The sequence below is a fragment of the Sphaerochaeta associata genome, from assembly GCF_022869165.1.
Classification (GTDB): domain Bacteria; phylum Spirochaetota; class Spirochaetia; order Sphaerochaetales; family Sphaerochaetaceae; genus Sphaerochaeta; species Sphaerochaeta associata.
Map to the genome: position 1 here is coordinate 140,579 of NZ_CP094929.1, position 25,671 is coordinate 166,249.

Annotated in this window: 24 protein-coding genes and 1 pseudogene; 19 read left to right on the plus strand and 6 right to left on the minus strand. The window is 50.3% G+C overall.

Annotated elements, in window-relative coordinates; all coding sequences use genetic code 11:
* The first annotated feature begins 1 nt into the window (after window position 1).
* From argJ to asnB, 4 genes are all read left to right on the plus strand, one after another.
* Window positions 2-1,222 carry a bifunctional ornithine acetyltransferase/N-acetylglutamate synthase gene (gene argJ / locus MUG09_RS00600; protein WP_244772644.1) on the plus strand — a complete coding sequence of 407 codons (1,221 nt, stop codon included), beginning with the start codon at window positions 2-4 and terminating at the stop codon, window positions 1,220-1,222.
* Window positions 1,222-2,109 carry an acetylglutamate kinase gene (argB, locus tag MUG09_RS00605; protein WP_244772645.1) on the plus strand — a complete coding sequence of 296 codons (888 nt, stop codon included), beginning with the start codon at window positions 1,222-1,224 and terminating at the stop codon, window positions 2,107-2,109. The genes argJ and argB overlap by 1 nt, the downstream gene beginning before the upstream one ends.
* On the plus strand, window positions 2,106-3,302 hold the full coding sequence (locus MUG09_RS00610; RefSeq protein ID WP_244772646.1) for an aspartate aminotransferase family protein: 1,197 nt from the start codon (window positions 2,106-2,108) through the stop codon (window positions 3,300-3,302). Before argB ends, MUG09_RS00610 begins: the two co-directional genes overlap by 4 nt.
* Before the next feature lie 79 nt (window positions 3,303-3,381).
* Entirely contained in the window at window positions 3,382-5,058 is a 1,677-nt protein-coding gene (gene asnB / locus MUG09_RS00615) for an asparagine synthase B (protein WP_244772647.1), read from the plus strand.
* Between the two features lie 151 nt (window positions 5,059-5,209).
* On the opposite strand, the gene MUG09_RS00620 is transcribed toward asnB, so the two are convergent.
* Window positions 5,210-5,812, minus strand: coding sequence for a cadmium resistance transporter (locus tag MUG09_RS00620; RefSeq protein ID WP_244772648.1), 603 nt, complete (start codon window positions 5,810-5,812; stop codon window positions 5,210-5,212).
* A gap of 101 nt (window positions 5,813-5,913) precedes the next feature.
* Here MUG09_RS00620 and MUG09_RS00625 point away from each other — a divergent pair, with 101 nt between their 5' ends.
* Both MUG09_RS00625 and MUG09_RS00630 read left to right on the plus strand, forming a co-directional pair.
* Window positions 5,914-6,372, plus strand: a complete 459-nt coding sequence (locus MUG09_RS00625; RefSeq protein WP_244772649.1) for a MarR family winged helix-turn-helix transcriptional regulator — start codon at window positions 5,914-5,916, stop codon at window positions 6,370-6,372.
* Window positions 6,356-7,201 carry a DUF6544 family protein gene (locus MUG09_RS00630; protein ID WP_244772650.1) on the plus strand — a complete coding sequence of 282 codons (846 nt, stop codon included), beginning with the start codon at window positions 6,356-6,358 and terminating at the stop codon, window positions 7,199-7,201. Before MUG09_RS00625 ends, MUG09_RS00630 begins: the two co-directional genes overlap by 17 nt.
* On the opposite strand, the gene MUG09_RS00635 is transcribed toward MUG09_RS00630, so the two are convergent.
* Window positions 7,198-8,289: a substrate-binding domain-containing protein gene (locus tag MUG09_RS00635; RefSeq protein ID WP_244772651.1), complete on the minus strand. Its 1,092-nt coding sequence runs from the start codon at window positions 8,287-8,289 to the stop codon at window positions 7,198-7,200. The two genes, MUG09_RS00630 and MUG09_RS00635, sit on opposite strands and share 4 nt — an antisense overlap.
* Before the next feature lie 132 nt (window positions 8,290-8,421).
* Between MUG09_RS00635 and MUG09_RS00640 the strand changes: the two genes are divergently transcribed.
* Genes MUG09_RS00640 through yicI form a run of 4 tightly spaced genes read left to right on the plus strand, consistent with a single transcriptional unit; the run spans window position 8,422 to window position 13,791 of the window.
* Window positions 8,422-9,681, plus strand: coding sequence for an ABC transporter substrate-binding protein (locus MUG09_RS00640; protein WP_244772652.1), 1,260 nt, complete (start codon window positions 8,422-8,424; stop codon window positions 9,679-9,681).
* Window positions 9,682-9,735: 54 nt separating this feature from the next.
* Window positions 9,736-10,626, plus strand: coding sequence for a carbohydrate ABC transporter permease (locus MUG09_RS00645; protein WP_244772653.1), 891 nt, complete (start codon window positions 9,736-9,738; stop codon window positions 10,624-10,626).
* Window positions 10,623-11,453, plus strand: coding sequence for a carbohydrate ABC transporter permease (locus tag MUG09_RS00650; protein ID WP_244772654.1), 831 nt, complete (start codon window positions 10,623-10,625; stop codon window positions 11,451-11,453). The genes MUG09_RS00645 and MUG09_RS00650 overlap by 4 nt, the downstream gene beginning before the upstream one ends.
* Before the next feature lie 13 nt (window positions 11,454-11,466).
* On the plus strand, window positions 11,467-13,791 hold the full coding sequence (gene yicI, locus MUG09_RS00655; RefSeq protein ID WP_244772655.1) for an alpha-xylosidase: 2,325 nt from the start codon (window positions 11,467-11,469) through the stop codon (window positions 13,789-13,791).
* A gap of 58 nt (window positions 13,792-13,849) precedes the next feature.
* Here the strand turns inward: yicI and MUG09_RS00660 are convergent, their stop codons facing one another.
* Window positions 13,850-13,993, minus strand: a complete 144-nt coding sequence (locus tag MUG09_RS00660) for a fumarylacetoacetate hydrolase family protein (protein ID WP_244772656.1) — start codon at window positions 13,991-13,993, stop codon at window positions 13,850-13,852.
* Between the two features lie 135 nt (window positions 13,994-14,128).
* Here MUG09_RS00660 and MUG09_RS00665 point away from each other — a divergent pair, with 135 nt between their 5' ends.
* Window positions 14,129-15,430: an ATP-binding protein gene (locus MUG09_RS00665; RefSeq protein WP_244772657.1), complete on the plus strand. Its 1,302-nt coding sequence runs from the start codon at window positions 14,129-14,131 to the stop codon at window positions 15,428-15,430.
* Between the two features lie 113 nt (window positions 15,431-15,543).
* Here the strand turns inward: MUG09_RS00665 and MUG09_RS00670 are convergent, their stop codons facing one another.
* Window positions 15,544-16,296: a fumarylacetoacetate hydrolase family protein gene (locus tag MUG09_RS00670; RefSeq protein ID WP_244772658.1), complete on the minus strand. Its 753-nt coding sequence runs from the start codon at window positions 16,294-16,296 to the stop codon at window positions 15,544-15,546.
* A 71-nt stretch (window positions 16,297-16,367) separates the two neighbouring features.
* Here MUG09_RS00670 and rlmD point away from each other — a divergent pair, with 71 nt between their 5' ends.
* From rlmD to MUG09_RS00695, 5 genes and pseudogenes are all read left to right on the plus strand, one after another.
* Complete coding sequence (gene rlmD, locus MUG09_RS00675; RefSeq protein WP_244772659.1) at window positions 16,368-17,525, plus strand: 23S rRNA (uracil(1939)-C(5))-methyltransferase RlmD; 1,158 nt, start codon at window positions 16,368-16,370, stop codon at window positions 17,523-17,525.
* Between the two features lie 411 nt (window positions 17,526-17,936).
* Window positions 17,937-19,133 carry an ATP-binding protein gene (locus MUG09_RS00680; RefSeq protein ID WP_244772660.1) on the plus strand — a complete coding sequence of 399 codons (1,197 nt, stop codon included), beginning with the start codon at window positions 17,937-17,939 and terminating at the stop codon, window positions 19,131-19,133.
* A 728-nt stretch (window positions 19,134-19,861) separates the two neighbouring features.
* Window positions 19,862-20,701: pseudogene (locus MUG09_RS00685) on the plus strand (PhzF family phenazine biosynthesis protein); the annotation flags it as partial.
* A 278-nt stretch (window positions 20,702-20,979) separates the two neighbouring features.
* On the plus strand, window positions 20,980-21,384 hold the full coding sequence (locus tag MUG09_RS00690; protein ID WP_244772661.1) for a type II toxin-antitoxin system Phd/YefM family antitoxin: 405 nt from the start codon (window positions 20,980-20,982) through the stop codon (window positions 21,382-21,384).
* Complete coding sequence (locus MUG09_RS00695; protein WP_244772662.1) at window positions 21,381-21,647, plus strand: Txe/YoeB family addiction module toxin; 267 nt, start codon at window positions 21,381-21,383, stop codon at window positions 21,645-21,647. The genes MUG09_RS00690 and MUG09_RS00695 overlap by 4 nt, the downstream gene beginning before the upstream one ends.
* 71 nt (window positions 21,648-21,718) lie before the next feature.
* Here MUG09_RS00695 and MUG09_RS00700 read toward each other — a convergent pair whose 3' ends face one another.
* A complete protein-coding gene (locus MUG09_RS00700; protein ID WP_244772663.1) occupies window positions 21,719-22,513 on the minus strand; it encodes an SDR family oxidoreductase in 795 nt (264 codons plus the stop codon).
* Here MUG09_RS00700 and MUG09_RS00705 point away from each other — a divergent pair, their 5' ends adjacent.
* Together MUG09_RS00705 and MUG09_RS00710 are read left to right on the plus strand one after the other, a co-directional pair.
* Window positions 22,514-23,173 carry a GNAT family N-acetyltransferase gene (locus tag MUG09_RS00705; protein ID WP_244772664.1) on the plus strand — a complete coding sequence of 220 codons (660 nt, stop codon included), beginning with the start codon at window positions 22,514-22,516 and terminating at the stop codon, window positions 23,171-23,173. It abuts the gene before it with no gap.
* A gap of 18 nt (window positions 23,174-23,191) precedes the next feature.
* A complete protein-coding gene (locus tag MUG09_RS00710; protein ID WP_244772665.1) occupies window positions 23,192-23,926 on the plus strand; it encodes an alpha/beta hydrolase in 735 nt (244 codons plus the stop codon).
* 44 nt (window positions 23,927-23,970) lie between these two features.
* Here the strand turns inward: MUG09_RS00710 and MUG09_RS00715 are convergent, their stop codons facing one another.
* The gene (locus MUG09_RS00715; protein WP_342345918.1) at window positions 23,971-24,339 is read right to left on the minus strand and encodes a helix-turn-helix domain-containing protein; all 369 of its coding nucleotides are present in this window, start codon (window positions 24,337-24,339) and stop codon (window positions 23,971-23,973) included.
* Window positions 24,340-24,483: 144 nt separating this feature from the next.
* On the opposite strand from MUG09_RS00715, the gene MUG09_RS00720 reads away from it, so the two are divergent.
* Complete coding sequence (locus MUG09_RS00720) at window positions 24,484-25,584, plus strand: serine hydrolase domain-containing protein (RefSeq protein ID WP_244772666.1); 1,101 nt, start codon at window positions 24,484-24,486, stop codon at window positions 25,582-25,584.
* Window positions 25,585-25,671: the final 87 nt, after the last annotated feature.

The window sequence follows — 25,671 nt, forward strand, 5'->3', positions numbered from 1 at the left end:
TATGCAGATTATCGACGGTTCGGTTACCGTAAGCAAGGGATTTTCAGCCAATGGCGTAGCCTGCGGCATCAAGAAGCGGAAGAAAGACATGGCCCTGGTGGTCAGTGAGGTTCAGTGCTCGTTTGCAGGTTCGTTCACCACCAATCTGGTGAAAGCCGCACCTGTGCTCTGGGACCAGAAACTGGTGGCAAGCCAGGACCACGTAAAGGCCATTGTCATCAACAGCGGCAATGCGAACGCCTGTACAGCCGAGCAAGGCCTGAAGGACACCGAGGCCACTGCAGCCTATGCAGGCTCTGTGTTGGGTTGCAAGGCCGAAGAGGTGTTGGTCTGCTCCACCGGTGTCATCGGCGTACCGCTTCCCATGGACAAGGTGAAGGAGGGCATCGAGCTGTGCAGCAAGGAGCTCTCCACAAGCCGTGAGGCTTCAGGCGAGGCTGCCTTGGCCATCTGTACAACCGACACCTTCAAGAAGGAAGTTGCGGTCAGTGTACAAATCGAGGGCAGGACGGTGCACATCGGAGGCATGGCCAAGGGTTCGGGTATGATTCATCCCAACATGGCCACCATGCTCAGCTTCATCACCACCGATGCAGCCATAGGCAAGCAGACGCTTCAAGCTCTTCTGGGCTCTTCAATCGTCGATACCTACAACATGATCAGTGTCGACGGCGATACATCGACCAATGACACGGTTCTGGTTCTTGCCAACGGCATGAGCGGGACAACGATGCTCGGTCCCGATCATCCTGAGTGGGAAACGTTCACCCAAGCCTTTCTCTATGTCCATACCGAGCTGGCCAAGGCAATCGTACGCGACGGCGAAGGTGCGGGTAAATTCCTCGAGGTGAAGGTGACCGGGGCCAAAGACAAGCAGACCGCCCAAACACTTGCACGCAGCGTCATCACCAGCAACCTGGTGAAGACCGCTTTTTTCGGCAGTGATGCCAACTGGGGAAGGATTCTCTGCGCCATGGGCTACAGCGGGGCCGATTTCAATCCATCCGCCCTGAATTTGTCCTTCTCCTCGGCAAAGGGAACCATCCAAGTGGTGGAGAATGGAGTGCCGCTTGCCTTTGACGAGCACCTTGCCAAGGGTATTCTTATGGAGCGGGAAATTACAACGCTGGCTCAACTCAAGGATGGCAACGGCGAAGGCACCGCCTGGGGTTGCGACCTCTCCTACGAGTATGTCAGGATCAATGGAGATTATAGAAGCTGATGAAACACCAAATGCAAACAGAAATACTCAAGGCCGAGGTGCTTATAGAGGCGATTCCCTATATCCGGCGCTTTGCCGGCAGCATCGTGGTAGTCAAGTACGGCGGTTCGGCCATGGTCGACGAGAACCTGAAGAAGTCCGTAATTCAGGACATCGCCATGCTCAAGTACATCGGGCTCAAGCCGGTGGTGGTACATGGCGGGGGCAAGGAGATCACCAGCCTGCTCGACCGCCTGGGCAAGAAAAGCGAGTTTCTCGACGGGCTTCGGGTCACCGACGAAGAGACAGCCCAAGTGGCTGAGATGGTCCTTTCCGGTTCCATCGCCAAGGCGTTGGTTGATGAACTGGAGGGTGTGGGCATCAAGGCTGTGGGCATCAGCGGCAAGGACGGCAGAACGATGCTTTGCAGCAGGAAGCTCGATGAGAAGGGCAGGGACCTTGGCTTTGTCGGCCAAATCGACAAGGTCGACACCTCCTTGCTCGACACCCTGCTTGCCAACAACTTCGTCCCGGTTGTATCACCGGTTGGAGTCGATGGAAAAGGAAACACCTATAACATCAATGCCGACTATGCAGCCAGCGCAGTCGCCGGAGCCCTCTCGGCCCAAAAACTGATGTTCCTCACCGATGTGGAGGGCATTCTCAAGGACAAGGACGACCCCTCTTCCATTCTCAGGACCCTCAGCAAAGCACAGGCGCTTTCCTACATCGCCGATGGGACGGTCAAGGGGGGTATGATCCCCAAGGTGCAATGCTGCATCGACGGACTTGAGAAAGGAGTGGAAAGTGTCCACGTCCTGGATGGACGGGTGAGCCACGCTATTCTGCTGGAAATCTTTACCACCAAGGGTATCGGTACCATGGTGACCGACAAGGAGATCGTATGAGTATGCAGTCAAGCATTGCAGTAGGCAGGCAGTACCTTCTGGATACCTATGCACAGGTGCCGGTGGTCTTCTCCGGCGGCCAGGGCATGTACCTGATCGACGAAGAGGGCAAAAGATACTTGGACTTTGTCGGAGGCATTGCCGTCAACGCACTTGGGTATCATGATGCAGGTCTCTCTCTGGCCATCACAGAAGTGGTCGACAAGGGTCTGCTCCACTGCTCCAATCTCTATTACAACACCCAGGCTGTAGCGGCAGCCAAGGCTCTGTGCACCCTTGCAGGGATGGACCGGGCTTTTTTCTGCAACAGCGGAGCCGAGGCGAATGAGGCGGCCCTCAAGCTGGCACGCAAGTTCGGGCACAGGAGCAGCCCGGCGCGCACCGACATCATTTCGATGGTCCACTCCTTCCACGGGCGCACCTACGGCGCCATCACAGCCACCGGACAGGACAAGTACCATGTGAACTTCGACCCGCTTCCCCAGGGATTCAGCTATGCACAGTTCAATGATTTGGAGAGTGTGAAAGCCTTGGTGAGTGAAAAGACATGTGCCATCATCGTCGAGCCCATTCAGGGAGAGGGCGGCATCATACCTGCGACATCCGCCTTCCTCCAGGGCTTGCGTGAATTGTGCGACCAGCAGGACTTGCTGCTCATCTACGATGAGGTGCAGTGCGGCATGGGTCGAAGCGGAAAGCCGTTCGCCTATCAGGTCTATGGCGTAAAGCCCGATATTCTGACTACAGCCAAGGCTCTTGCCGGAGGAATCCCGGCCGGTGCCATGCTTACCTGTGATAAGGCGAATGATGTGTTCACCCCCGGCGATCACGCCTCCACCTTCGGCGGCAATGCCCTGGCCATGGCCGGTGTCAATGAGATGGTCCGCCGCCTTATGGACAGTGAGTTCACCGACCATGTACAGCAGATGGGCTCCTACCTGCGCGAGAAGCTTGTACAATTGGCCTCACATTATCCCTCGTTGTGCGGTGAGGTGCGGGGTCTTGGCTTGATCAACGGCATGGTGTTGACCATCCCTCCGCGCAAGGTCGTCGATGCATGTTTTGAGCGCGGCCTGTTGGTTGCAAGCGCCGGCTACGATGTGCTTCGCTTCGTCCCGCCTCTGGTGGTACAGGAAAAAGACATCGACAAGGCACTATCAATTGTTGAACAGGCTCTTGCATCTTTGCTCTGAAGCGTCTAGTATCGACCCAAGAACAAAGACGTTCCTACCCTTGAAGGGATAGGCGCGTCTTTTTTTTTGGAGGTATAGGATGTGTGGATTTGTAGGTATGTTTGACATTCGCTCGTATACACCCCAGTTGCGCTCCCAAGTTCTGGCGATGTCCCGAAAGATTCGCCACCGGGGTCCGGACTGGTCCGGAGTGTTTGCATCTGAGAAGGCGGTCATCAGTCACGAACGACTGGCCATCGTCGACCCGTTGTCGGGAGGTCAACCGCTGTACAGCAAAGACAGGAATATCGTGTTGGCCGTGAACGGGGAGATTTACAATCATCAGCAGATCCGGAGGCGCTATGCCGATACCTATGAATTCCAGACACAGAGTGACTGCGAAGTCATCCTTGCACTGTATCAGGACAAGGGTCCAGATTTTCTGGAGGATTTGAACGGCATTTTCGCCTTTGCACTCTATGACCAAACAAAGGATGTGTTTCTCATCGCACGCGACCATATCGGCATCATCCCCCTCTATCAGGGGTGGGACGATGAGGGTCGCTACTACGTTGCCAGCGAATTGAAAGCCCTTGAAGGGGTTTGCTCCTCCATCGAGCTCTTTCTGCCCGGTCAGTATTTCTATAGTCCCGATGGAAAGCCCAAGCAGTGGTACTCACGTACGTGGACCAGTTACGATGTGGTCAAGGAGCATGGCGGCACCATCGAGGAGGTCAAGCATGCACTGGAGGCGGCGGTGAAACGACAGCTGATGAGCGACGTACCCTACGGGGTGTTGCTCTCAGGAGGGTTGGACAGCTCGATCATCGCCGCCGTAACCGCCAAGTACGCCCAAAAACGTGTGGAGAGCGATGACCAGGAGACTGCATGGTGGCCGAGGCTTCACTCATTCGCCATCGGTCTTGAGGGCTCGCCCGACTTGAAAGCCGCACGTATTGCAGCCGATTATCTGGGTACGGTGCATCATGAGGTGCACTTTACCATCCAGGAGGCCCTCGATGCCCTCTCCGATGTAATCTATCACTTGGAAACCAGCGACATCACCACCGTCAGGGCTGCCACCCCGATGTATCTCCTGGGGCGGGTGATAAAGTCGATGGGAATCAAGATGGTGCTCAGCGGCGAGGGAAGCGATGAGATTTTCGGCGGGTACCTGTACTTCCACAAGGCACCCAATGCGCGGGAGTTCCATGAGGAGACGGTGCGAAAGCTCTCCAAGCTCCACCTCTATGACTGCCTGAGGGCGAACAAGTCGCTTGCCGCCTGGGGTGTTGAAGGCAGGGTTCCCTTCCTGGACAAGGATTTCATGGACGTTGCAATGAACCTCAATCCCGACCTCAAGCTCTGTCCTATTGCAGGTGAGCATAAGAGGATCGAGAAATGGCTGCTCAGGGAGGCTTTCAAGGAGTATCTGCCGCCGGAAATCACCTGGAGGCAGAAGGAACAGTTCAGTGACGGTGTCGGGTACAACTGGATTGATACGCTCAAGCGTATGACCGCCGACCTTGTCACCGATGAGCAGTTCGCCCTGGCCGCCAAGCGCTTTCCCATTCATACCCCTGCCACCAAGGAGGAGTACTACTACCGATGCTTGTTCGCCTCACATTTTCCCAGTGAGAGTGCTGCACGTTGTGTACCCCGTGAGGACTCGGTCGCCTGTTCAACAGCGAAGGCGTTGGAGTGGGACGAGGCTTTCAGGAAGATGAACGAGCCCAGTGGAAGAGCGGTGAGCGGGGTGCATGAGTCTGCGTACTAAATAGTGGTCTGTACATCATCTTTCTTTCATTTTCTTCGGCACAAACGTCGCGTAGCTTTGTTCTCGTCGAATCGGATATCGGTGATATCTTTTCCTCCTCGGTCTTGTTACTCACCGTTTTTGCTCGAAGCTGATATGTTAGAAATAGTCTTTACTGCCCACTTAGGCTTGCCAGCTTTGCGAAGGTACCGTTTTCGCTGAGGATTACAAGTCCGAGCAGCAGAAAGACTACCGGAACAAGCACCGCTGAAAAGCGGGAAAGCAGGTTTTTTATGTGGCTCTGGTTGGCCAAGAGGTAGCCCAGGGCCCAGAAGAGCAGGATGAGGACCAGAAAGACAAGCATGGTGATAAGAAGGGATGATTCATCGAGGGTTGCAAACCAGGGTATGTAGATACCCAGGTTGTCCCCTCCGCTTGCAATCGTCACCAAGGTGACGGTTGCAAGCAGGCCCTTTCTTCCCTCGCCGACGGATTCGTTCTTCTCCTCATCCTTGCTCATCATCGCTTTGATGCCCAAAGCGATGGGAATGAATCCCAACAGGCCGATTACCCACCCTTCAAGCATCCTGCTCGCAAGGTATGAGCCAAGCAGGCTGATGCCCACCAATATCCCGATACCCCCGATTTGGCCTGCAAGAATCGATAGCCGTTGGGCGCGAGTCCTTGCTTGGCTGTGAAAGAGGATGAGAAGCACCAGATCGTCGATGCTGGTGGAGACGAAAACCACAATTGCTGAGAGAAGCACTGATTGCATGCCCATCATAGTCGAGAATTTTGAGGAGGAAAGTCAAGAGCCTTGACAAAAGGTAACCAATTACTTAATATAGGTAACCGGTTGCATAAAGGGGTGAATCCATGGATATCGATCAATTGAAAGCAGAGCTTTTTGGAACCTTGTTCGTGCTCGCAAACCGATTGCAGGTGCTGGGTGACCAGATGGACGACCAGATTACCACCAAGCAGTGGCTGCTGTTGGCCGTACTCTTCAAGGAGGGAGGGCGTGAGTGCACCCTCAGCCGGCTGGCGGAACTGACTGGATCGAGCAGGCAGAATGTGAAAAAAATGGCACAGATTCTCCAATCCAAAGGCTTTCTCACGCTTCGAAAGCCTGAAGAGGACAAACGATCCCTGCTCGTCTCTCCCACCAAGGCGTGCTTGGAACACCTGAGGACCCGGGAAGGAAAGGAAGAGGATTTTTTACGAAGGTTTTATCAAGGTTTTACAACTGAAGAACTGCTTGTGATGCGCAGAGGATTACTGCAGTGGATGCAGAACCTGCAGGATATGGAGCGCTTCTATGAAAAGGAAAACTAAGATGACGATTTTGATTCTTCTCTCGGTGGTGCTTGTCGCCTTTCTTGCCTTTCTGCTTGTTCCTTCTCGGGTGAAAGCCCGATTCGCTGCAATTGAGCGCACCTTCCTGGAAACAGTGCACCCATCGGATGCGGTGTTCACCGCCGAGGAACTGCAAGGCTATCCTCAGGCGGTTCGGAACTTCTATATCCAGGGCGGGTATATTGGAAAGCAGAAAATGAGCGGATTGAAAGCATATTTCCCTGACACCCCATTTTCGCTGGGAGTTGGAAAACCCATGGTCACCATTGATTACACCCAGCTCAACCGCGCCGACCGGCCTGAGCGTTATGCCAGGATCAGCAGCAGGATCTACGGTCTGCCGTTTGAGGGGTTGGACGCTTTTTCCGAGGGAAAGGGATCCATGGAAGGCTACCTTGCCAAGTTTTTCAGGTTGTTCAACCAACGAGGGGACTATATGGATAAGGCAAGTCTTGTCACCTATCTTGCCGAAGCCTTCTTCCTTCCTTCGGTCGCCTTGAGCGGGGCCGTCACCTATGAGGAGATTGATGAACTGCATGTGAAGGCAACCATGAAAGCGTATGGGATGGAGGTAAGCGGGATTTTTACTTTCCTCGAGAACGGGGAGATGGTTAGCTTCACCACCGACGACCGCATGGCGGCATCCTTCGATGGCAGGCTGGAACAAATACCTTGGACTGCACAGTGTAGTGATTACACCACAGTCGGGGGCATACGTCTTCCCGGAAGGTTGAAGGCCACCTGGCACTATCCAGAGGGGGATCTGCTCTATTTCGATGGAAAGGATGTTGAGATCACCCTTTTCTAGGACATGAGTCTTGCGGCAGACAGCCCGTGGATGAGATTCCTGTTTTCAGTGAGCACCAGGTTGTGGTCGATCCGGATGATGGGCAGGTCGACCTGTTGTTTTGACTCAAGGATTTTCTCCAAGCTCATTACGGTGTAATAGCCTTGCAGGGTCGGGCTCTGGTCGATGACAGCCGAGAGCAGCCGGGTCTTGAGATGGTAGAGGGCGGTGCTGTCCAAGTCATGGAGCACGGTGATGGTTTCGTGCACACCCACTGTCTCCAAGGCCTGGAGAAAGTCGGTGTTGAAGGCGGGAATAAGGTACATCGCCTGTACCTTGCCACGATACTCCCGGACCAGGTTGAGAATTTGGTTGTCCTTCTCCTCTGCCTGCAACTTGGTATCGAAATACTTTACATGGACCGTGATGGCCTCGAACGATTGATTCATCAGGTCCAAGAAGCCTTCAAGGCGCATGTTGTTGATATTCGGACCCTTTGCCTGGGTGAGGTCCTGCTCGGTGCACTGCAGGACCAAGACTTCTTTCTTCTCTGATAACTGGAGGGTCCTGGCAATGAAGTCGGCCGCCAGCCTGCCGCCGGCACTGTAGTCCGATCCTATGTAGGTACACCTCTTGGACTCCGGTGCATCAATGTTGAAGGTGACGTAGGGTAGGCCGGCCTGCTCGATTCTCCGTATGACGGCATCGATGTCGTACATTCGTTGGTTGACCAGGGCGACAGCCTCGACACCCTGTTCGATCTCCTGTTCAAGGAGGGCCAGATAGGCTTGTGTGTCGAGCTCGGGAACCCGGTGGTAGTGTACTTCGTAGTCGAAGGCTTTCAGCTGTTGGGCTGCAACCTGCACACCCTTGTTGATCTCATCCCAGAAGTAACGGGGAAGGGTGGACGAGAACAGGGCCAGCTTCCTGGTGCTGTTGCGCACGAGTACCTGGCTCGCCCGATGGGGTTCATACCCCATCTCCTTTGCATACTTCAGAATCTTTTGTTTCAATACATCGGAGACATATCCGTTGCTGTTCAGTGCACGGTTTACGGTCATGTACGAGATTCCCAGATTCTTTGCAATTTCTTTCTGTGTAATGCCCATACGCCCTCAACTCTGACAACAATATCGATTATCTTCTCATGAAAAGTATTTTGTTGACAACCGAATACCCATGTGTTATACGTATAACATACCATAGTATTTGCATAATGGCACAAAAAAAAGGAGAAATGTATGAAAAAAATGCTGTTCGTATTGTTGGCTCTTCTCATAGTTGCAAGCCCGCTTTTCGCAGCAGGACAACAGGAGAAGAAGGATGAACCCGTCACCCTTAATGTGTTGTTCTACAGCCCCGAGCTTGCAGAGCAGTATAACGACATGGTCGCCGAGTATAAGAAAGCAACCGGTGTCACCCTGGACATTACTGTATTGCAGACCGATTACCGCTCTGTATTGACCAGCCGCCTTAACTCCGGTGATGTCCCCGACATCTTCATGAGCAGCGCCTATGCAGACAACTCCACCTACAAGGACTATGTCTACGACCTGAGCAATGAGGATTTCATCAAGCAGATTGAACCCGGTGCCCTTCAGGGTGTCATCAGCGATGGAAAAGTGACCGGCTACCCGTTCCTGGTCCAGTCCCACTCCTTCATCTACAACAAGAAGGTATTCAGGGACAACGGGATTACCACGCTGCCCAAGACCCTTGCCGAGTTTGAGGCTGTTGCAAAGAAACTGCAGGCCAATGGTGTCCAACCCTTCGCCACCGGCTTCAAGGAGTTCTGGGTTCTTCCCCAGACTGCATGGCAGGCCATCGCCAACGTTCCGACTGAGAACTACGGCGGCTATGAGAAGTTCACAGGCATGCTCAACAGCGGCACCCTCAAGTTCAAGGATATTCCCCAGATGAGCCAGTTGTTCGACCTGCTGGACCTGATCAAGAAATACGGTGGACCGAAGCCGAATGAATCAGACTTCAACGACCAGACTTCCTCTTTGGCAACCGGCAAGGTTGCAATGATTCACCAGGGCAATTGGGCCGAGGACTCCATCCGCAAGACCAATCCTGAAGTCGAGATCGGCTTCCTCGCCGGTCCGACGGGAAACAATGCAGCAACCGCCGGTATCATGTTCGACTCCAACCAGACCATCCGCATTGCCAAGGACGGCAAGAATCGTCAGGCTGCCCTCGATTGGCTCAGATGGCTGACCACCAGCGAATATGGCAGGAATTGGATTCCCGGCAAGGTGAAGCAACTCTCTCCGATCATCGGCGCAGCAGCTCCAGACTCCTATATCGCCAAAGAGACCTCTGCCTTGCTTGCAAGCGGAGCCCCCGGCTATCCTTGGTTCTACCAGATGTTCCCCACCGGAACCGAGCAGCAGCTTGGTGCAATCCTGCAGGGTTATTGTGCAGGCCTCACCGACCGTGCTCAGACCCTCGAGGCCCTCGATGCAGCCTATGCAAAGATCGCCAAGGCGGCTCAGTAACTTGTATCACCTTCGATTGCGGCCGGAAACAATTCCGGCCGCCAGGGAAGCAACATGACTCAACTACGACGAAAACAACGGGATAGAGTGTTGGTTTTCCTGCTCTTCACGTTGCCGGCCTTTGCCGCCATCCTTGTCTCGGTTGAAATTCCCTTTCTGATGAGTGTGTTCTCCTCCTTCACCAAATGGAATGGTTTGGACAAGGCGCAGACGTTCATCGGGCTGGAGAATTACAAGGAACTCTTTCTCGACGACTTGGATATGTGGAAGGCCTTCGGCTTTACCTTGCGCTTGACGCTGGGTAGTGTGCTGGCGGTCAACCTTTGTGCCTTGCTGCTCGCCGTTCTCCTGGACAGCGACATCAAGGGAAAGAACGTCCTGCGTGCCGCCTTTTATGTTCCCAACATCATCAGCTTGATCATCATCGGCTACATCTGGCGGTTTATATTCTCTGCCGGCTTTGAGTCGTTTTATCAGAAGACCGGATGGGGAGTTTTCATGCTCAGCTGGCTGGGCGATGTGAAGATCATCTATTTCAGTGTGCTCATGGTATCGCTGTGGCACTCGCTGGGATTCTATCTGGTTGTCTACATTGCAGGCTTGCAGACTGTTCCGCGTGACCTGATCGAGGCCTCCATGATCGACGGCGCCAGCCGTGTACGGCAGTTTTTCAGCATCACGCTTCCTTTGATCATGCCTTCCATAACAGTCTGTGTCTTCCATTCTCTCTCCAATGGCCTCAAGGCCTTTGATGTTATCTTCAGCCTCACCAATGGAGGGCCGGGCAATACCACCACGACCATCGCCTTGGATATCTACCGCACCGCCTTTGTGATCAACCGGTTCGGCTATGGAACCGCAAAATCGGTTGTGCTCTTTCTTATGATTCTCATTCTCTCGATCATTCAGGTCAGAGTCTTCAAGCAACGGGAGGTGGAAGTATGAAAAAGCATTCTCTCCCTGCAACCATGGCGACAATCATTCTCTTCATACTTGCCATCGGGTACCTCTATCCGCTCTTTTTGGTGGTCATCAACTCTTTCAAGACCTTCAGTGAGATCACCAGTGATGTAATCGCCTTTCCCAAAAGACTGGTGTGGGAGAACTTTCAGAATGCATTCAAGATCATGAACTACCCCAGGTATTTTATGAACACCCTGCTTGCAACAACGGTGGGAGTCTGTGGTGTGGTGCTTGTCAGCTCCTTGGCCGGATACAAGCTCTCAAGGACCAAGACCCGGTACAGCTTCATTATGTTCATGATTCTCATCGCCCCGATGATGATTCCCTTCCACTCCTTCATGATTTCGTTGGTGAAGGTGGCCAAGGAACTACGCCTTATCGGCTCGCCGTTGGGTCTGGGTGTCCTGTATTGGGGATTGGGGGCTTCTCTTGCCCTCTTCATGTACCATGGTGCAGTCAAGTCGGTGCCCCAGGAACTCGATGACTGCGCCCTTATCGATGGTGCATCCCCGCTTCGAGCGTTTTTTCAGATTATTTTCCCACTCTTGCAGCCGGTGACCGTCTCGGTCGTCGTCATCAATACCATGTGGATGTGGAATGACTTTTTGCTGCCCCTGTTGGTGCTCAGCGGTTCGAAAAAATCCCTGACCCTCCAGCTGGCAGCCTACAACTTCTTTGGACTCTACAAGGTCGAATGGAACTTTGCCATGGCAGGGGTCCTGTTGACCATCCTCCCGGCGATTCTCTTCTACTTGAGCCTGCAACGCTACATCATCAAGGGAATGGTCGCCGGAGCGGTGAAAACATAATGGGAGAGAGATTATGAAATTCAGAGACGGCTATTGGAACATTCATAAGCATGTTCGTCATTTGCCGAAGGTTGACATCGTCGATGTGCACAAGGGAGAGGGAAAGCTCTCCATGTTCGCAGCTACCAAGAAAATCGTGCATCGCGGGTCGACGCTCAACACCCCGACGATTACCATGGAGATCACCTCTCCACTTGCCGATGTCCTGCATGTTCGATCCTATCATTTCAAGGGATCATTGAAGAGGGGACCATTTTTTGAATTGGCAGAGGATAAGCCGGAGCAGTTGTCTGTAACCAATACCCAGAACGGCTATACAGCCCAGTCCAAGGACTTGTGTGCACGGATGGTCGCCAGTGGGCCTGGGGATGTCCAGTTCTTTTACAAGGGCAAAAGCCTGACATCTTCGGCAGGGTTGCTCGGTGGCCATGCCATCGTCAATGACATGGAGCCCTACCAGGTGGAGTACCTGAACCTGGGCGTAGGGGAGACTATTTACGGCCTCGGCGAACGCTTCACTCCCTATGTGAAGAACGGGCAGGTGGTGGATATCTGGAACGAGGACGGCGGGACCAGCAGTGAGCAGGCTTACAAGAACATTCCGTTCTACCTCTCCTCCAAGGGATACGGAGTGCTCGTCGCCAATGCAGGCAGGGTCTCCTTCGAGGTGTGCTCGGAGGTGGTCACCGCGGTGCAGTTCTCCGTCCCGGGCCAGTGCCTGGACTATTACATCATCGGCGGTGACGACCTGAAGGCGGTGATGAGAAACTATGCACTGCTTACCGCCAAGCCCGCCTTGGTTCCCCCGTGGTCCTTCGGCTTGTGGCTTTCCACCTCCTTTGTAACCAACTATGACGAGAAGACGGTCAACAGTTTCATCGACGGGATGCAGGAGCATGAGATTCCTCTTCACGTCTTCCATTTCGACTGCTTTTGGATGCGTGAATTCCAGTGGGTCGACTTTTTGTGGGATCAGCGCCAGTTCCCCGATCCCAAGGCGATGTTGAAGCGGCTGCACGATCGTGGACTGAAAGTCTGTGTCTGGATCAACCCCTATGTTGCGCAGAAGTCGTACCTGTTCGACGAAGGTATGGAAAAGGGTTATCTGGTAAAGAATCCCGACGGCAGCATCTGGCAATGGGACCGCTGGCAGGCCGGCATGGGTCTGGTCGACTTCACCAATCCGGAGGCGGTGAAATGGTATCAGAGTAAGCTGGCTCTTCTGCTGGATATGGGTGTCGATACCTTCAAGACGGACTTCGGTGAGAGAATTCCCACCCAGGTCGAGTATTTCGACCACTCTGACCCGATGTTGATGCACAACTACTACACATACCTCTACAACCAGGCGGTGTTCACCCTGCTTGAGGAAAAAAGAGGCAGGGGCGAGGCGTTGGTCTTCGCCCGTTCTGCAACGGTAGGCGGGCAGAAGTTTCCCGTGCACTGGGGTGGCGACTGTTCGGCTACCTATGAGTCGATGGCCGAGAGCATCCGTGGCGGACTTTCGCTGTCCATGTGCGGATTCGGCTACTGGAGTCACGACATCGGAGGCTTTGAGAAGCTTGCGACACCGGACTTGTTCAAGCGATGGGTGGCCTTCGGCATGCTCTCCTCCCACAGCCGCCTGCACGGCAATGAGTCCTATCGTGTTCCCTGGGACTTCGATGAAGAGGCGTGCCGGGTACTGAGGGCCTTTGTCGAGCTTAAGTGCGCCCTGATGCCCTACCTGTTCGCCCAGGCGTGCAGGACCCATGAGACGGGCTTGCCGATGATGCGCTCCATGGTGCTTGAATTTCCTTCAGACCCGGTCTGTGCATATCTGGACAGGCAGTACCTGTTGGGTGAGAGCCTCTTGGTCGCCCCGATCTTCCAAGATGATGGAAAGGCCGTGTATTACCTGCCCAAAGGCAGGTGGACACATCTGCTTTCCAACAAGGAAGTGGAAGGCTGTTCCTATCAAGAGGAGGTGTATGACTACTTCAGTCTTCCGCTCTTTGTGAAGCCGAACACGCTTCTTCCGATCGGCAGCAACACGCAAAAACCTGATTATGCATACAACGACAAGACAACCTTCCACCTGTTCGCCCTGGATGACGCCAAGGAGGCGGAGGCGGCAGTGCATGCCCATGATGGTACGGTCGTTGCCGTCTGCAAGATCAGAAGAGAGGGAACCGTATACGAGGTGGAGTTGAAGGGAGAAATGAAGAGCTGGGCTGTGTGTCTGAGAAACATCGACAAAGTTGTCTCTGTCTCCAGCGGCTCACTTTCTGATTCACCCGAGGGTGCGATGATCACTTTCAGTGCACAAGAGAAGGGGTGCAGGATTGTGACTGCTTAAATCAAAGAGAATCTTCCATCAGGGCCTTCAATGTGAGGGCCCCTCAAGGATTTCCTGCTTAGCCGATTGTATTCTTCAATACTCCCGGACCTTCGATGATGGGAACAAACTTCGTTTTCTTGCTAATTGCAATGGCAAGTTCGGCCTCATAGTCAAGGTACTTGTAAATCGCCGGATTTTGGATGGCTTCATCGTAGGCCATGAAAGCGGCTGAGCCTGTTCATAGACTCTTTTTGTGTTTATACACATAAAAAGTACAAATACGCTTTACAAAGGTATGTACTTTATGATTGACTTGAACTGAAAGTGTGTGGATACACAAAAACGGAGTGTGTTTATGATAATACAAAGAGACAGATATCTGAAGAAGCTGATCGAAAGAAAAGAGAATGGACTCGTAAAGGTCATTACTGGCATACGCCGTTGTGGAAAAAGCGTTCTTCTGAATACTATCTATCATGACTATCTGTTGGACTCCGGGGTAAAAGAGTCCCAAATGATAATGCTGGCTTTGGATCAGGACATAAACGCCAAATACAGAAATCCACTTATACTAGGTGAGTATATAAGGAAGATGGCTTCACAATCAGATGAAATGCATTATGTTTTTCTTGATGAGATACAAAAAGTTGCTGAAATCAAAAACCCGTATCTTGAGTCCAATGAAGAAAAAATAACGTTCGTCGATACACTTCTAGGTCTTATGGCAATTAAAAACATCGACCTTTATGTTACTGGAAGCAATTCGAAAATGCTTTCTAGTGATATTCTGACAGCATTCCGTGGCAGAGGGGATGAGATACGCATGAATCCTCTGTCATACAGTGAGTTCTATTCTCAATATGGCGAAGACAAAAGGCATGCATGGAGGGACTATTTCACATATGGTGGCATGCCTTTTGTCCTTAGCAGAAGAAGCCATGAGGATAAAGCAAAATATCTCAGTGATCTGTTTTCAAAGATATATATAACTGATGTTGTTGAAGGGAACAGGATTTTGAATGACAGGGAGACACTGGAAGATCTTCTGGATTTTACTGCATCGGCAATTGGTTCCTTGACAAATCCAACCAGACTGGAGCATACGTTTCTTTCACTGAAAAAACAGAAAATTTCCCATGTAACAATCTCAAGGTATCTTGAGTACTTGGAAGATGCATTCATCTTGTCCAAAGCAAAAAGGTTTGACATCAAAGGTAAAAAATATATAGGCTCGCCTATGAAGTATTATTTCACGGATATCGGGCTCCGAAACGCCAGGTTGGGATTTCGTCAGATGGAAGAGTCACATATCATGGAGAATGTTATATACAACGAGCTTATGCATCGGGGATATAGTGTAGACGTGGGAAACATTGAGGTCTTTGAAAAGGATGCAGAAAATAAGACTCTAAGGAAGCAGCTTGAAGTTGATTTTGTCGCAAACGACGGATCACGTGTATATTACATCCAGTCTTCATTGTCGATTGATGACGAAAAGAAGAGAATCCAAGAGACAAGACCGTTTAGAAATATAAAGGATTCATTTAAAAAGATTGTCATTACCAAGGATGATGTTATTCCTTGGTATGACAATGCAGGGGTCTTGTATCTGGGGATAGAACAGTTTCTTTTGGATGAAAATTCAATCGGATTGTAGTACAGAATAAGAAATATGAGTGTTCCTTATGATGTCGAACAAGAGATCGCCAGTCTCTTGGCTGTCAAGGATCACCACCCGAAACTGGTAGTGACCCCTCAAGGATTTCCTGCTTAACCGATCGTATTCTTCAATACTCCCAGACCTTCGATGATGATCTCAACCGTATCCCCATGGTGCATTCCGCTGATGCCTCCCGGCGTTCCGGTAAGGATGATGTCCCCGGGCAGGAGCGTCATGACCTGTGAGAGGTAGCTCACCAGGAAAGGAACTGAAAAGATGAGGTTGCTGGAGTTTGACTTCTGCATGGTCCTGCCGTTCACCCGGCTTTCGATGGCCAGGTTGGAGGGATCGACCTCGTCGCTGATGAACGGTCCGAAGGGACAGAAGGTGTCAAAGCTCTTGGAAATGGTCCACTGGCCCTGCTTGGGCTGCAGATCGCGGGCGGTTACGTCGTTTGCACAGGTGTAACCGAGGATGTACTTGTTCACCTCGGTGATGGGGACGAACCTCGCTTTCTTGCCGATTACGATGGCAAGCTCGGCTTCATAGTCAAGGCGTTTGCACATCGCAGGGTATTGGATGACTCCTCCTTGGGCAAGGGCAGCGGTGGATGGCTTGATGAATACCACCGGTTCGGTGGGGATGGGAAGCTGGAACTCTTGGGCATGGTCCTTGTAGTTGAGGCCGATGCAGATGGCTTTGGAGTAGTCGCAGGGAGTGAGTACAGATACCTGTGCCAATGCGAGCTTTGTATCGGTAATCGTATATGATTCGAATGGCGAACCCTCGAGTACGCGTATAGTGTCGCCCTCGAGAAGCCCGTAGCTGATCGTGTCCTGATGTTTGAAGCGTAGGTATTTCATAGCACAAGCATAGCAAAGAGAGGTAGGAAAGACAATTGACAAAGCCTGCGTTTCCCACCACCGTGTAAGCTATGAAACGTTATGCAAAATGTCCCTTGGCCCGCACCTGCGGAGCCTGTCAATTGATGGATTACTCCTACCCTAACCAATTGGAGATGAAAATGCGCTATGTGGATGAGCTGCTCGGGCAGCTGGGTCCCATCGCTCCCATACAAGGTATGGATGATCCAACGCTGTATCGCACCAAAGTACAGGCAACCTTCGGCTATGACTGGAAAGGAAGTCTGGTAAGCGGCATCTATCAGGAGGGTACCCATCTGTTGGTGCCCATCCGTTCGTGCATGGTCCAGCATCCACTGGCTGATGAGATTCTCAAGAGTATCCGAAATCTGGCAACTCGCTTTCAGATAACCGCCTATGATGAGGATGAGGGGTATGGCCACCTTCGCCATGTTTTGATCAAGATCAGCCGCAAGACAGGTGAGGCCATCGTGGTGCTTGTCTGCGGTCAGTGGCCGATACCGTCATCGGACAACTTCATCGCTGCCCTGAAGCAGAAGCATCCCGAGATCACCACCATCGCATTGAACATGAACCGCGAGCACACCAGCATGGTGCTCAGCGAAATCCCCATCAAGGTACTCTGGGGCAAGGGCTATATTGAGGAGGAACTCTGCTCCCTCACCTTCCGCATCTCTCCTTCCTCCTTCTTCCAGGTCAATGTCGAGCAGGCCCAAGTGCTGTATTCGTTGGCCATGCGTATGGCCCGGATTGGTAAGGAAGACGTGGTTATCGATGCCTACTGCGGGACCGGAACGATTGCCTTGATAGCCGCCAAGGAGGGTGCAAGGTATGTTCTTGGTATTGAATCCAATGAACAGGCTGTCGAGGATGCCAAGCTGAATGCCGAGCGGAACAACCTGACCAATGCAGAGTTCATCTGTGCCGATGCCTCGGTGGAGTTGAAGGAGATGGCAAAAGCCAAGCGCGTTTGTGATGTATTGTTCCTCGATCCCCCGCGCAGCGGCAGTGACGAGCGCTTTCTGGCAGCGGCTATCAAGCTCGCTCCCAAGCGCATCGTCTACATCTCCTGCAACCCCAGGACGCTCGACCGGGACCTTCGCTACCTGCTCAGGTTCAGCGACTACCAAGTACGGGGAATACAGCCGGTGGATATGTTCCCGCATACCGAGCACCTTGAGACGGTGGTGCTTCTGACTAGTGAGTAAGTGAATAGTCCTGTCAGTGTGTGTTTCAATGGTAAGAATTTTCATGCTCGATGAAGTGAACCAAACAAGAATCTTTTGGTACATATTGTAATAACGTGTCCCATTTGTACGGAATAATGGGACATGTCTGAACTCCGGCTTTTTACACTTGCGGGCGCTCCTGTTGCAGTTGATTATACTTTGGATGCTGGATTATTGATTATCTTGATGCTTGCAATCGGGCTGACAACCTATATGGTTTCGATATTCATAACGCCACCACTTCGAGTAATTGGGATAGCTGTACTGGCACACAGCACCATGTCGGAGTAGATGCTGATACAATACTGCCATTTTAGTTTTATTCCCCAAAAATAAAAAATTATGGATTTTGGGGAATAAGATGTGTATAATGCATTAAGGATACTTGGTATGAAGCTGATTGAACGAGACGAATATCTAAAAGAAATGCGTGAAGTTGAAGGTACTCCCGATATAAAAGTTCTGACTGGGGTCCGGAGATCTGGTAAATCCAAACTAATGGATCGATTTGCTGAAGATTTGAAGAATCGTCACGAAAATGCCAACGTGATTCATATCAATTTCAACCTAATTGATTTTGAGGATCTGCAGGAATACCATAGACTTGAAGCGTATGTTGAAGACCACTATCAGGAGTCTTGCGATAATTTTGTATTGATTGATGAAATCCAAATGTGCAAAGGTTTTGAGAAAGCCATCAATAGTCTGCATGCAAGGGGAAAGTATGATATCTATGTGACTGGCTCAAATGCATTTCTGCAAAGCAGTGATTTGGCGACTCTATTCGTAGGAAGAACATATAGAATTGATGTTTTCCCATTTTCCTTCAGGGAGTACTCGACGTACTACGCTATTGATAATCCCTATAAAGGTTTGACACAATACCTGACAGAAGGTGGAATGGCTGGTTCCTACCTTTATCGAGCTCCGGAACAGAAGTATAAGTACATTAATGATGAAGTGCTTAAGGCCCTGATTGTACGTGATATAGTCAGAAAACAGAAAATCAGAAATGTTCAGCTTCTTGATAAGCTGATCGACTATTTAATGGACAATGTCGGCACTATCACCTCAGTTCGTTCAATCACTGATACATTGGAATCAAACAGGACAAAGGCAGATCACAAAACTATCGGCAAATATATCGATTATCTCTGTAATTCTTTTGCATTCTACAAAATCAGACGCTATGACATCAGGGGGAAAAAGTATCTGAGGTCAGATGACAAGTATTATCTATCTGACCAAAGCTTCCGATATGCACGTCTTGGAATTAAGAATATGGACTACGGGCATATTTTGGAAAACATTGTTGCTATAGAGTTGCTTCGCAGAGGATTTGAGACCTATATAGGGGTTCTCTATAAGAAAGAAGTTGATTTTATGACAATCCGTAACGGGAAAACAAACTACATCCAGGTTGCCTATGATATCTCTGAACCATCGACTCTTGAACGTGAATTATCACCTCTCAGGCAAATCAAAGATAATTATCCGAAAATTCTGCTTGCGCGAACCTATCAGCCGGAGTATGAGATAGATGGTGTATGTGTAATTGATGTGGCGGATTGGTTGCTTGGTAAGTGAAAACGAATTCCCCAATTTTCCTTGAAGTGTGAAAATGGGGAATAGCAAAACAGTGGTTTTCATTCAGTTGCATAACAAAACTATTGCTGGGACTGTGGTTCTTTTAGGTGGTGAATAAGTCGATGGGCATATCAATATTGATTTGGTGTTATCGAGAAGTTTGAAACCAAGTCAGTAAAGGCTGCATCTTCCCGATCAAATCTATAATAGTCTTTTCTACATCATGCAGAGGAATTTTATTCCTTACGTAGTGTTGGGATGTCTGCCACGGGTAACGTAACAAGGGACTGCCAAGACCTTGAAACTGCATTATGAAACGGCAAAAATGATACATAATTGCCGAAACATAAGAATGGAAGGTGTGCTTATGTTTGTCTAAAGTACTTATTCAGAACTCGCCTATGCTCCTTATCCTCGGTGAATAGAAGAATGAAGAAACCGTATCGTACCGAATGCCCGTTTTTCTCTGTATCGCTTAGTCTCTCATACTCTTCTTCATGATTCGGCCACCAAGCCTCGGATGGAAGAACAACCAGCGCGGATAGTTTTATGACCTTTCCCAAGCGCTCACGAGCCCGGTGGCGGCACTTTCCTCTGTAGGAGCTGTCATACTCAGTATGTTGATGCAATTGTATATTGTCGTCAGGAATATCGCTTTGACTAATGTTCATAAAATCAGGCCTCTGATTTATTGCAACCCATTGAGGAGGTGACGTACGCAATACTACCATGTTGATGTATTTTCAAAAGGTCCGCTTACAGGAAATGGATTGACCGTCTTGATTTGCAATCGATTTCCCACAACTGGGACAATGCTCAAGATTACCCAGGAAATGAAGCAGTATGAGACGATTTTCCTGAGAAAGACGGGGGACTGTGAATACAGGGCAAGAATTTTCACCAAGGATGAGGAACTGGACTTTGCCGGCCATCCAATCCTTGGCGCTGCTGCTGTAGTGCAGATGATGAGTGGGCGTGCCCGTCGGACTGAAATCCGGTTCCATCTGAATTGCAAGGATGTCATCGTTTGCAGTACTACCATCAATGACCGACGCGAGTATGTGTGCAGTATGAATCAGGGAAGCGCGCAGTCAATCGGACGTATCGCTCCATCCGACTACCCGAAGTTGATCGCTCCGCTTGGATTACATATGGGTGATCTTGCTTCATCATATCCATTGCAGGTTGTGACCACCGGGTTGCCATACCTGATCGTTCCCATCCGTAGCGGACTTGAACGGGCAGGAATAGTTTCAAATGATTACGAATCGCTGCTCCTCTCCTATGGTGCAAAGTTTGCCTATGTGTTTGATATTGCTGCAATGGAAGGGAGAACCTGGGATTTCAGCGGATTGGAAGACGTTGCTACCGGCAGTGCCGCCGGACCTGTGGGAGCCTATCTGTGCGAACACAGCGTCTGCCCTGAAGGCCAAGAGATGATCATCCATCAGGGGCGGTTCCTGGGAAGACCCAGTGAACTCCGTGTGCTGAAAGAGAAAGAGACAGGAAACATCTTTGTCAGCGGGAATGTATCCATCGTTGCCAAGGGAACATTCTATGACCGGTGAAATTGGGAAAAAGTGTCAACTGGAGTGCATGGGTAGCCGCAATCACAGTGCCTGATAGGATGTCTTGTGTGTAATACAGGACAGAAAAATGTATAAGGACGCAAAAATCATTCCTGAATGTATAAATCCAATGCTCTTCATCACCTGCATGCCTTTGCTATCTTTCTCATCTCCAGGATGCACCATCTCAAGAACGGAGTTCTGTTGACCTTTTTATATGGAGTGATGGTGTCGAGATACCGTATGCCAAGCGGACTGTTTACAGCCGGTACGACGGCATGGTTTTATCCGTAGGTCGTGACAGTGTACAGGACAGTGTTTTGCTGATTGCCCGCAATGGCAACTACATGGTTGTTTGCACCAATTCTGTTCCGGTGGTAAAAATGCTTGATGCAATCCAGTATGTACGCTATTATGTACATATGGAGATGTATATGTATACAATCAACGCAACTACATTCAGAAAGGACCTTTTCAATCTCATAGATAAAACTATCAAGTTCAACGAAGTCCTGATTATAAGTACGAAAGAGGGAAATGCAATACTTTTGAGCGAGGAAGAATATAACGGCCTCTTGGCAACTGCTGAGATTCTGTCGAATCGCGAGCTCTATACCAAGATCAGGGAAGGTCTTGATGAAGATCTTGAAGCCTGTGTTGCTGAAAATGAGGTAACCTGGTGAGGTATGCCATTGTCTATACAAAGGCAGCAAAGAAGGATATCCCAAAACTAAAAGCAGCAGGCCTTGATCAGAAGGCTCGTAATCTGGTTGCTCTGTTGATGGAGAATCCATTCCAGACGCCCCCCACCTATGAGAAACTTGTTGGAAACCTGAGTGAAGCATATGCAAGGAGAATAAGTATTCAGCATAGATTGGTGTATCAGGTCTATGAGGACGTCAAGACCGTGAAAATTGTCAGTATGTGGTCACACTATGAGTTCTGATTTGTTTCCAAAACTGAATTGTTTGTACTAGTCATGTAAGGTGTTATGGAGTCTTTTCATTTGGAAACCAATCAGTGCAATATCCAACGGATGATACTCGTCTGCCAGGAGTGCGGGAGAAGATTGAGGAGCCTGAGCAATGGATTGCGGTTGATGTTGTACACATATCGTGGTCGCTTGGCCTTCAGAATACGCAGGGCAAGCTCTCCGATCTTCTGTGGCGGTATGCTCTTGGCCTCCACCTTATCAACGATGGCTCGAAACCGAACGGCATTGCAGGTATACAGCTGGGTTGTCGCACAGAAAGTCTCCAAGCATTTGGTGGAAACTCCCAGAAGTCTGGTTTGTACGGCACCAGGACGGATGACTGATACGCTATATCCCAGAAGTTGGACTTCCATCCGAAGCGAATACGCATAGCTCTCAAGAGCAGTTTTTGTGGCTGCGTAGTGGCCGGTGAACGGAAGCGGGTCAAGCGGCGCCAACTCACTGGTCGTGATGATGATCCTTCCCTGCTTTTCCAACAGAGGGAGAAAGAGACGGTTGACTCGGTACACCCCGAAGAGATTGATATCGAATACACGAACAAACTCTTGTTCGGCGATCTCAACCAACGAGTTCAGGTCATACACCCCTGCAACGTGAAGAATGGCTTTGAGGGAACCCGCTTCCTCCTTGATGGTTTGGAAAGCAGCCTCCAATTGGGTGCCGTCTGTTACGTCGGCTGCAAGAAAACGGAAGGAAAACGGACCTTCTGGTTGCCGAACGTCCAGACCATACACTGTGTACCCACCCGCTGCCAGCACCTGACAGGTTGCAAATCCAATGCCTCCGCTTGCTCCGGTAACAAGAACGTTCATACTCATATGCCAATCAATATACTTGAACGTGAAGTACAAATCCACCTTGGTTCGTACTTGTACAATCCATCAATCCAATCCATGGACAGAGTAATGCATACCGGTCATAGTGAGGGAAAGGTGGGGGACATGGGGAAGGGCGCAATAACACTTGTTCCGGTTGTAAGAGAGTCCACACATGAGCACGGTGTGTTGAGAAATCTGCTGAAGATGTCCTGCTATGAATGGTCCCGGTATAATCAGCTTGAAGTGGATGCAGCCGGAACGTATGCACTTGAAGGACATGCGTCAGCGTATTGGACCAAAGAGGGGTATTACGCCTTTCTTATTTCGGTGGACGAGCAGTGGGCGGGCTTTGTCTTCTTTGACACCCACGATTTCATCGTGCATATAGACTATGATTATTCCATGGCTGAATTTTTTGTCATGCATGCATATCGACATCGCGGCATTGGAAGGTATGTCGCCACCCGCCTGTTTGAAAGGTTCGGGGGTGTATGGGAGATCGGATGCCATCCGAACGATCTGAGCTCCGTTCGTTTCTGGGAGAAGGTGGTTGGTGACTATACACTTGGGAACTGTGAGCTGATGTTCTCATGCCCCGAATTGAAGTACCATGACGGGACATTAGGAAACGTCATCTCCTTTCATACTGATACGCGTTAATTATCGTGGGAGTCGAGTATGCAAAAAAAGTTGAGAACGGTTCACAAGATTCTCTTGGGTATATTGGTGGTTGCAATCCTTTTGGTTGGAGCCTTTTTGCTCTATGTTTCCGACTATTATCATGCAGCAGTGGATTCCCAGGAGCGGGCCATGTTCTCAGATATCCGTGTGCTTGATGCAAACGATGCCCTCATCGCTGATCCAGGCAATGCAATAACCGCCCTGATTCTCTATCCGGGTGGAAAGGTCGACCATCGTGCCTATGAGATGTTGGCTCTTCGGATCGCTGATGAAGGCATCCTGTGCATTGTACCAAAAATGCCCTTCAACCTGGCGGTATTCGGCATCGATCGGGCCGAACGCTTCATCACAGCTCATCCTGAGATCGAGCACTGGTATGTGGGAGGGCATTCACTGGGAGGCAGCATGGCTGCCGGCTTTGCTGCAAAGCAGAAGCCCATGGTGGAAGGCTTGGTCCTGCTTGCCTCTTATTCCGTTGATGATCTTTCAACTCACATGCTGCGTATATTGAGCATCACGGCAGGCAACGACACCGTCCTGAGCAGGGAGTCCTATGAGAAGTACAAGACGAATCTGCCAGAAGGAGTCACAGAGCTTGTGATTGAAGGTGGGAATCATGCAGGATTTGCTTCGTACGGGACTCAGAAAGGTGACGGAATCGCCACGCTTTCTGCAGCTGAGCAGCAAGCAGCTGCTGCTGAGGCGATAGCTGAATTTTGTCTGACCCAATGATACAGCTATCGTATGTAAGGTGTACCGCGTTCAAAAAAAACTGCTTAGGAATTGCTGTATGGATGCTCCTTCTCGGCTGCAGACAGATGATTTTCATCAGGAGGAATCTGAGGTTGCCCATATTCTCGGAGCATGGCCTCTCTTGTAATCACCCACTGTTTGCCGTATTTACAGCAATCACGTCCTGGAATCAACTTCCCATATGAGATGGCTTTTCTCAGCGTACTTTCACTGAGCCCCCATTGGGATGTTGCAGTTCCGAATGAGAGTAGATTGTTGCATGGAGAATTTTCAGTTTGACCGTTGTACCATAGTTCGTTGGAATCCAAATCAAGCTCAGTATTCCATACAATCCCGTAACCCCCTGTGTCCACATGGGCAGAAAAGAATACCTCAGGCTTGGTTTCGAACACACAGAAGGCTCTTGCTATCTCTCTTCAAACCGGCATACTGTCAATGCACATTGCAAAATGTATGGTTTGAACGGTGTCTTACTGTACATAGTGACTATGTATTGTGTTGAAGTTTGATACACACCCAGGAGCACGTGAGTGAATATGAAGAAATCCAGGAGTCGGAGAAAAACCATCATACTCGGTCTTGTAATAGGGCTTCTTGTTGTAGTGGTAGCTCTCATTGCATTGTCATTCTACGGCAAGACAATGATGAAAAAGATACCGGCTCTGAGTTTCGCTGAGGCCCTGGACTATACGCTCAAGGATAATCCAGAAGCAATTATTACCGTAGGGTTTGTGAAAGACGGGCAAGCCTCATATACCGTCTACGGCAACAACAGTGCCCTTCTGGCCCCTGTGCCTCACACCTATGAGATCGGCTCGCTGACTAAAACCATTACATCCGCCATGGTGGCCAAAGCGGTCCAGGAAGGCAAAGTAAGGTTGGATGACACTATCGATGCGTATATTGCCTTGCCGTCGGGCAACACCTATCCAACCATTGGTGAGTTGGTAACCCACACTTCCTCCTACAAGCCCCATTACTTCGAATGGCCTATGGTAGGTAACTTCTTTAGCAGAGATAACGACTTCTACGGTATAACAACCGCCATGCTGGCAAGGCGATTGTCTTCTCTCTCTGTTTCCAGCAAGCGAGGAACGTATGAATACTCAAACTTCGGGTATGCTGTGTTGGGTCTTGTACTTCAAGAGATCTATGATACGGAGTATGCAACACTGGTTGATGCATTCGTGCGTGATGATTTCTCTCTGCGACATACCTACATCTCCACTATGAGCGGAGACTTGGATAACGCTTGGGATTGGAAGAGAGGCGATGCATACCTGAGTGCAGGCGGCTTGGTGTCGAATATCGAGGACATGCTGGCCTATGCCCAGCTACAGCTCGCTGGACAAGGCTTCATTGGGGCAAGCCAGGAAAGCCTGAAGCAAATTGATGCTGCAACACAACAGTTTGAGCTGTTGGACATTCATCCGGACGCTATAGCCATGGCTTGGATGTGGGATGAACAGAACGGTATGTTCTGGCACAACGGTGCCACCTCGCACTACAACAGCTACCTGGCTTTCGATCCTGTACGTCAGATGGCGGTTGTGATTCTTTCAAACTTATCCCCGAATTCCCGCATTCCTGCAACGGTGCTTGGCATTAAGCTGATGAAAGAACTGCAATTGTTTTGATATTCTTAGACAATTGAACTTCTATGTCTATGCAAAATACTCGAAGTAAGATAGATTAGACTCAGAGTCCAATATATTGGAAGGTGA

Excerpts from the sequence above, each read along its gene's own strand:
- MUG09_RS00610 (WP_244772646.1), top strand. The coding sequence starts at position 2,106 with ATGAGTATGCAGTCAAGCATTGCAGTAGGCAGGCAGTACCTTCTGGAT.
- MUG09_RS00645 (WP_244772653.1), top strand. The coding sequence starts at position 9,736 with ATGACTCAACTACGACGAAAACAACGGGATAGAGTGTTGGTTTTCCTG.
- MUG09_RS00690 (WP_244772661.1), top strand. The coding sequence starts at position 20,980 with ATGGTTTTATCCGTAGGTCGTGACAGTGTACAGGACAGTGTTTTGCTG.
- MUG09_RS00630 (WP_244772650.1), top strand. The coding sequence starts at position 6,356 with ATGAAAAGGAAAACTAAGATGACGATTTTGATTCTTCTCTCGGTGGTG.
- MUG09_RS00620 (WP_244772648.1), bottom strand. The coding sequence starts at position 5,812 with ATGCAATCAGTGCTTCTCTCAGCAATTGTGGTTTTCGTCTCCACCAGC.
- asnB (WP_244772647.1), top strand. The coding sequence starts at position 3,382 with ATGTGTGGATTTGTAGGTATGTTTGACATTCGCTCGTATACACCCCAG.
- MUG09_RS00700 (WP_244772663.1), bottom strand. The coding sequence starts at position 22,513 with ATGAGTATGAACGTTCTTGTTACCGGAGCAAGCGGAGGCATTGGATTT.
- MUG09_RS00625 (WP_244772649.1), top strand. The coding sequence starts at position 5,914 with ATGGATATCGATCAATTGAAAGCAGAGCTTTTTGGAACCTTGTTCGTG.
- MUG09_RS00720 (WP_244772666.1), top strand. The coding sequence starts at position 24,484 with ATGAAGAAATCCAGGAGTCGGAGAAAAACCATCATACTCGGTCTTGTA.
- MUG09_RS00665 (WP_244772657.1), top strand. The coding sequence starts at position 14,129 with ATGATAATACAAAGAGACAGATATCTGAAGAAGCTGATCGAAAGAAAA.
- yicI (WP_244772655.1), top strand. The coding sequence starts at position 11,467 with ATGAAATTCAGAGACGGCTATTGGAACATTCATAAGCATGTTCGTCAT.
- MUG09_RS00640 (WP_244772652.1), top strand. The coding sequence starts at position 8,422 with ATGAAAAAAATGCTGTTCGTATTGTTGGCTCTTCTCATAGTTGCAAGC.
- MUG09_RS00710 (WP_244772665.1), top strand. The coding sequence starts at position 23,192 with ATGCAAAAAAAGTTGAGAACGGTTCACAAGATTCTCTTGGGTATATTG.
- rlmD (WP_244772659.1), top strand. The coding sequence starts at position 16,368 with ATGAAACGTTATGCAAAATGTCCCTTGGCCCGCACCTGCGGAGCCTGT.
- MUG09_RS00670 (WP_244772658.1), bottom strand. The coding sequence starts at position 16,296 with ATGAAATACCTACGCTTCAAACATCAGGACACGATCAGCTACGGGCTT.
- MUG09_RS00680 (WP_244772660.1), top strand. The coding sequence starts at position 17,937 with ATGAAGCTGATTGAACGAGACGAATATCTAAAAGAAATGCGTGAAGTT.
- MUG09_RS00660 (WP_244772656.1), bottom strand. The coding sequence starts at position 13,993 with ATGGCCTACGATGAAGCCATCCAAAATCCGGCGATTTACAAGTACCTT.
- MUG09_RS00650 (WP_244772654.1), top strand. The coding sequence starts at position 10,623 with ATGAAAAAGCATTCTCTCCCTGCAACCATGGCGACAATCATTCTCTTC.
- MUG09_RS00635 (WP_244772651.1), bottom strand. The coding sequence starts at position 8,289 with ATGGGCATTACACAGAAAGAAATTGCAAAGAATCTGGGAATCTCGTAC.
- argB (WP_244772645.1), top strand. The coding sequence starts at position 1,222 with ATGAAACACCAAATGCAAACAGAAATACTCAAGGCCGAGGTGCTTATA.
- argJ (WP_244772644.1), top strand. The coding sequence starts at position 2 with ATGCAGATTATCGACGGTTCGGTTACCGTAAGCAAGGGATTTTCAGCC.
- MUG09_RS00705 (WP_244772664.1), top strand. The coding sequence starts at position 22,514 with ATGCCAATCAATATACTTGAACGTGAAGTACAAATCCACCTTGGTTCG.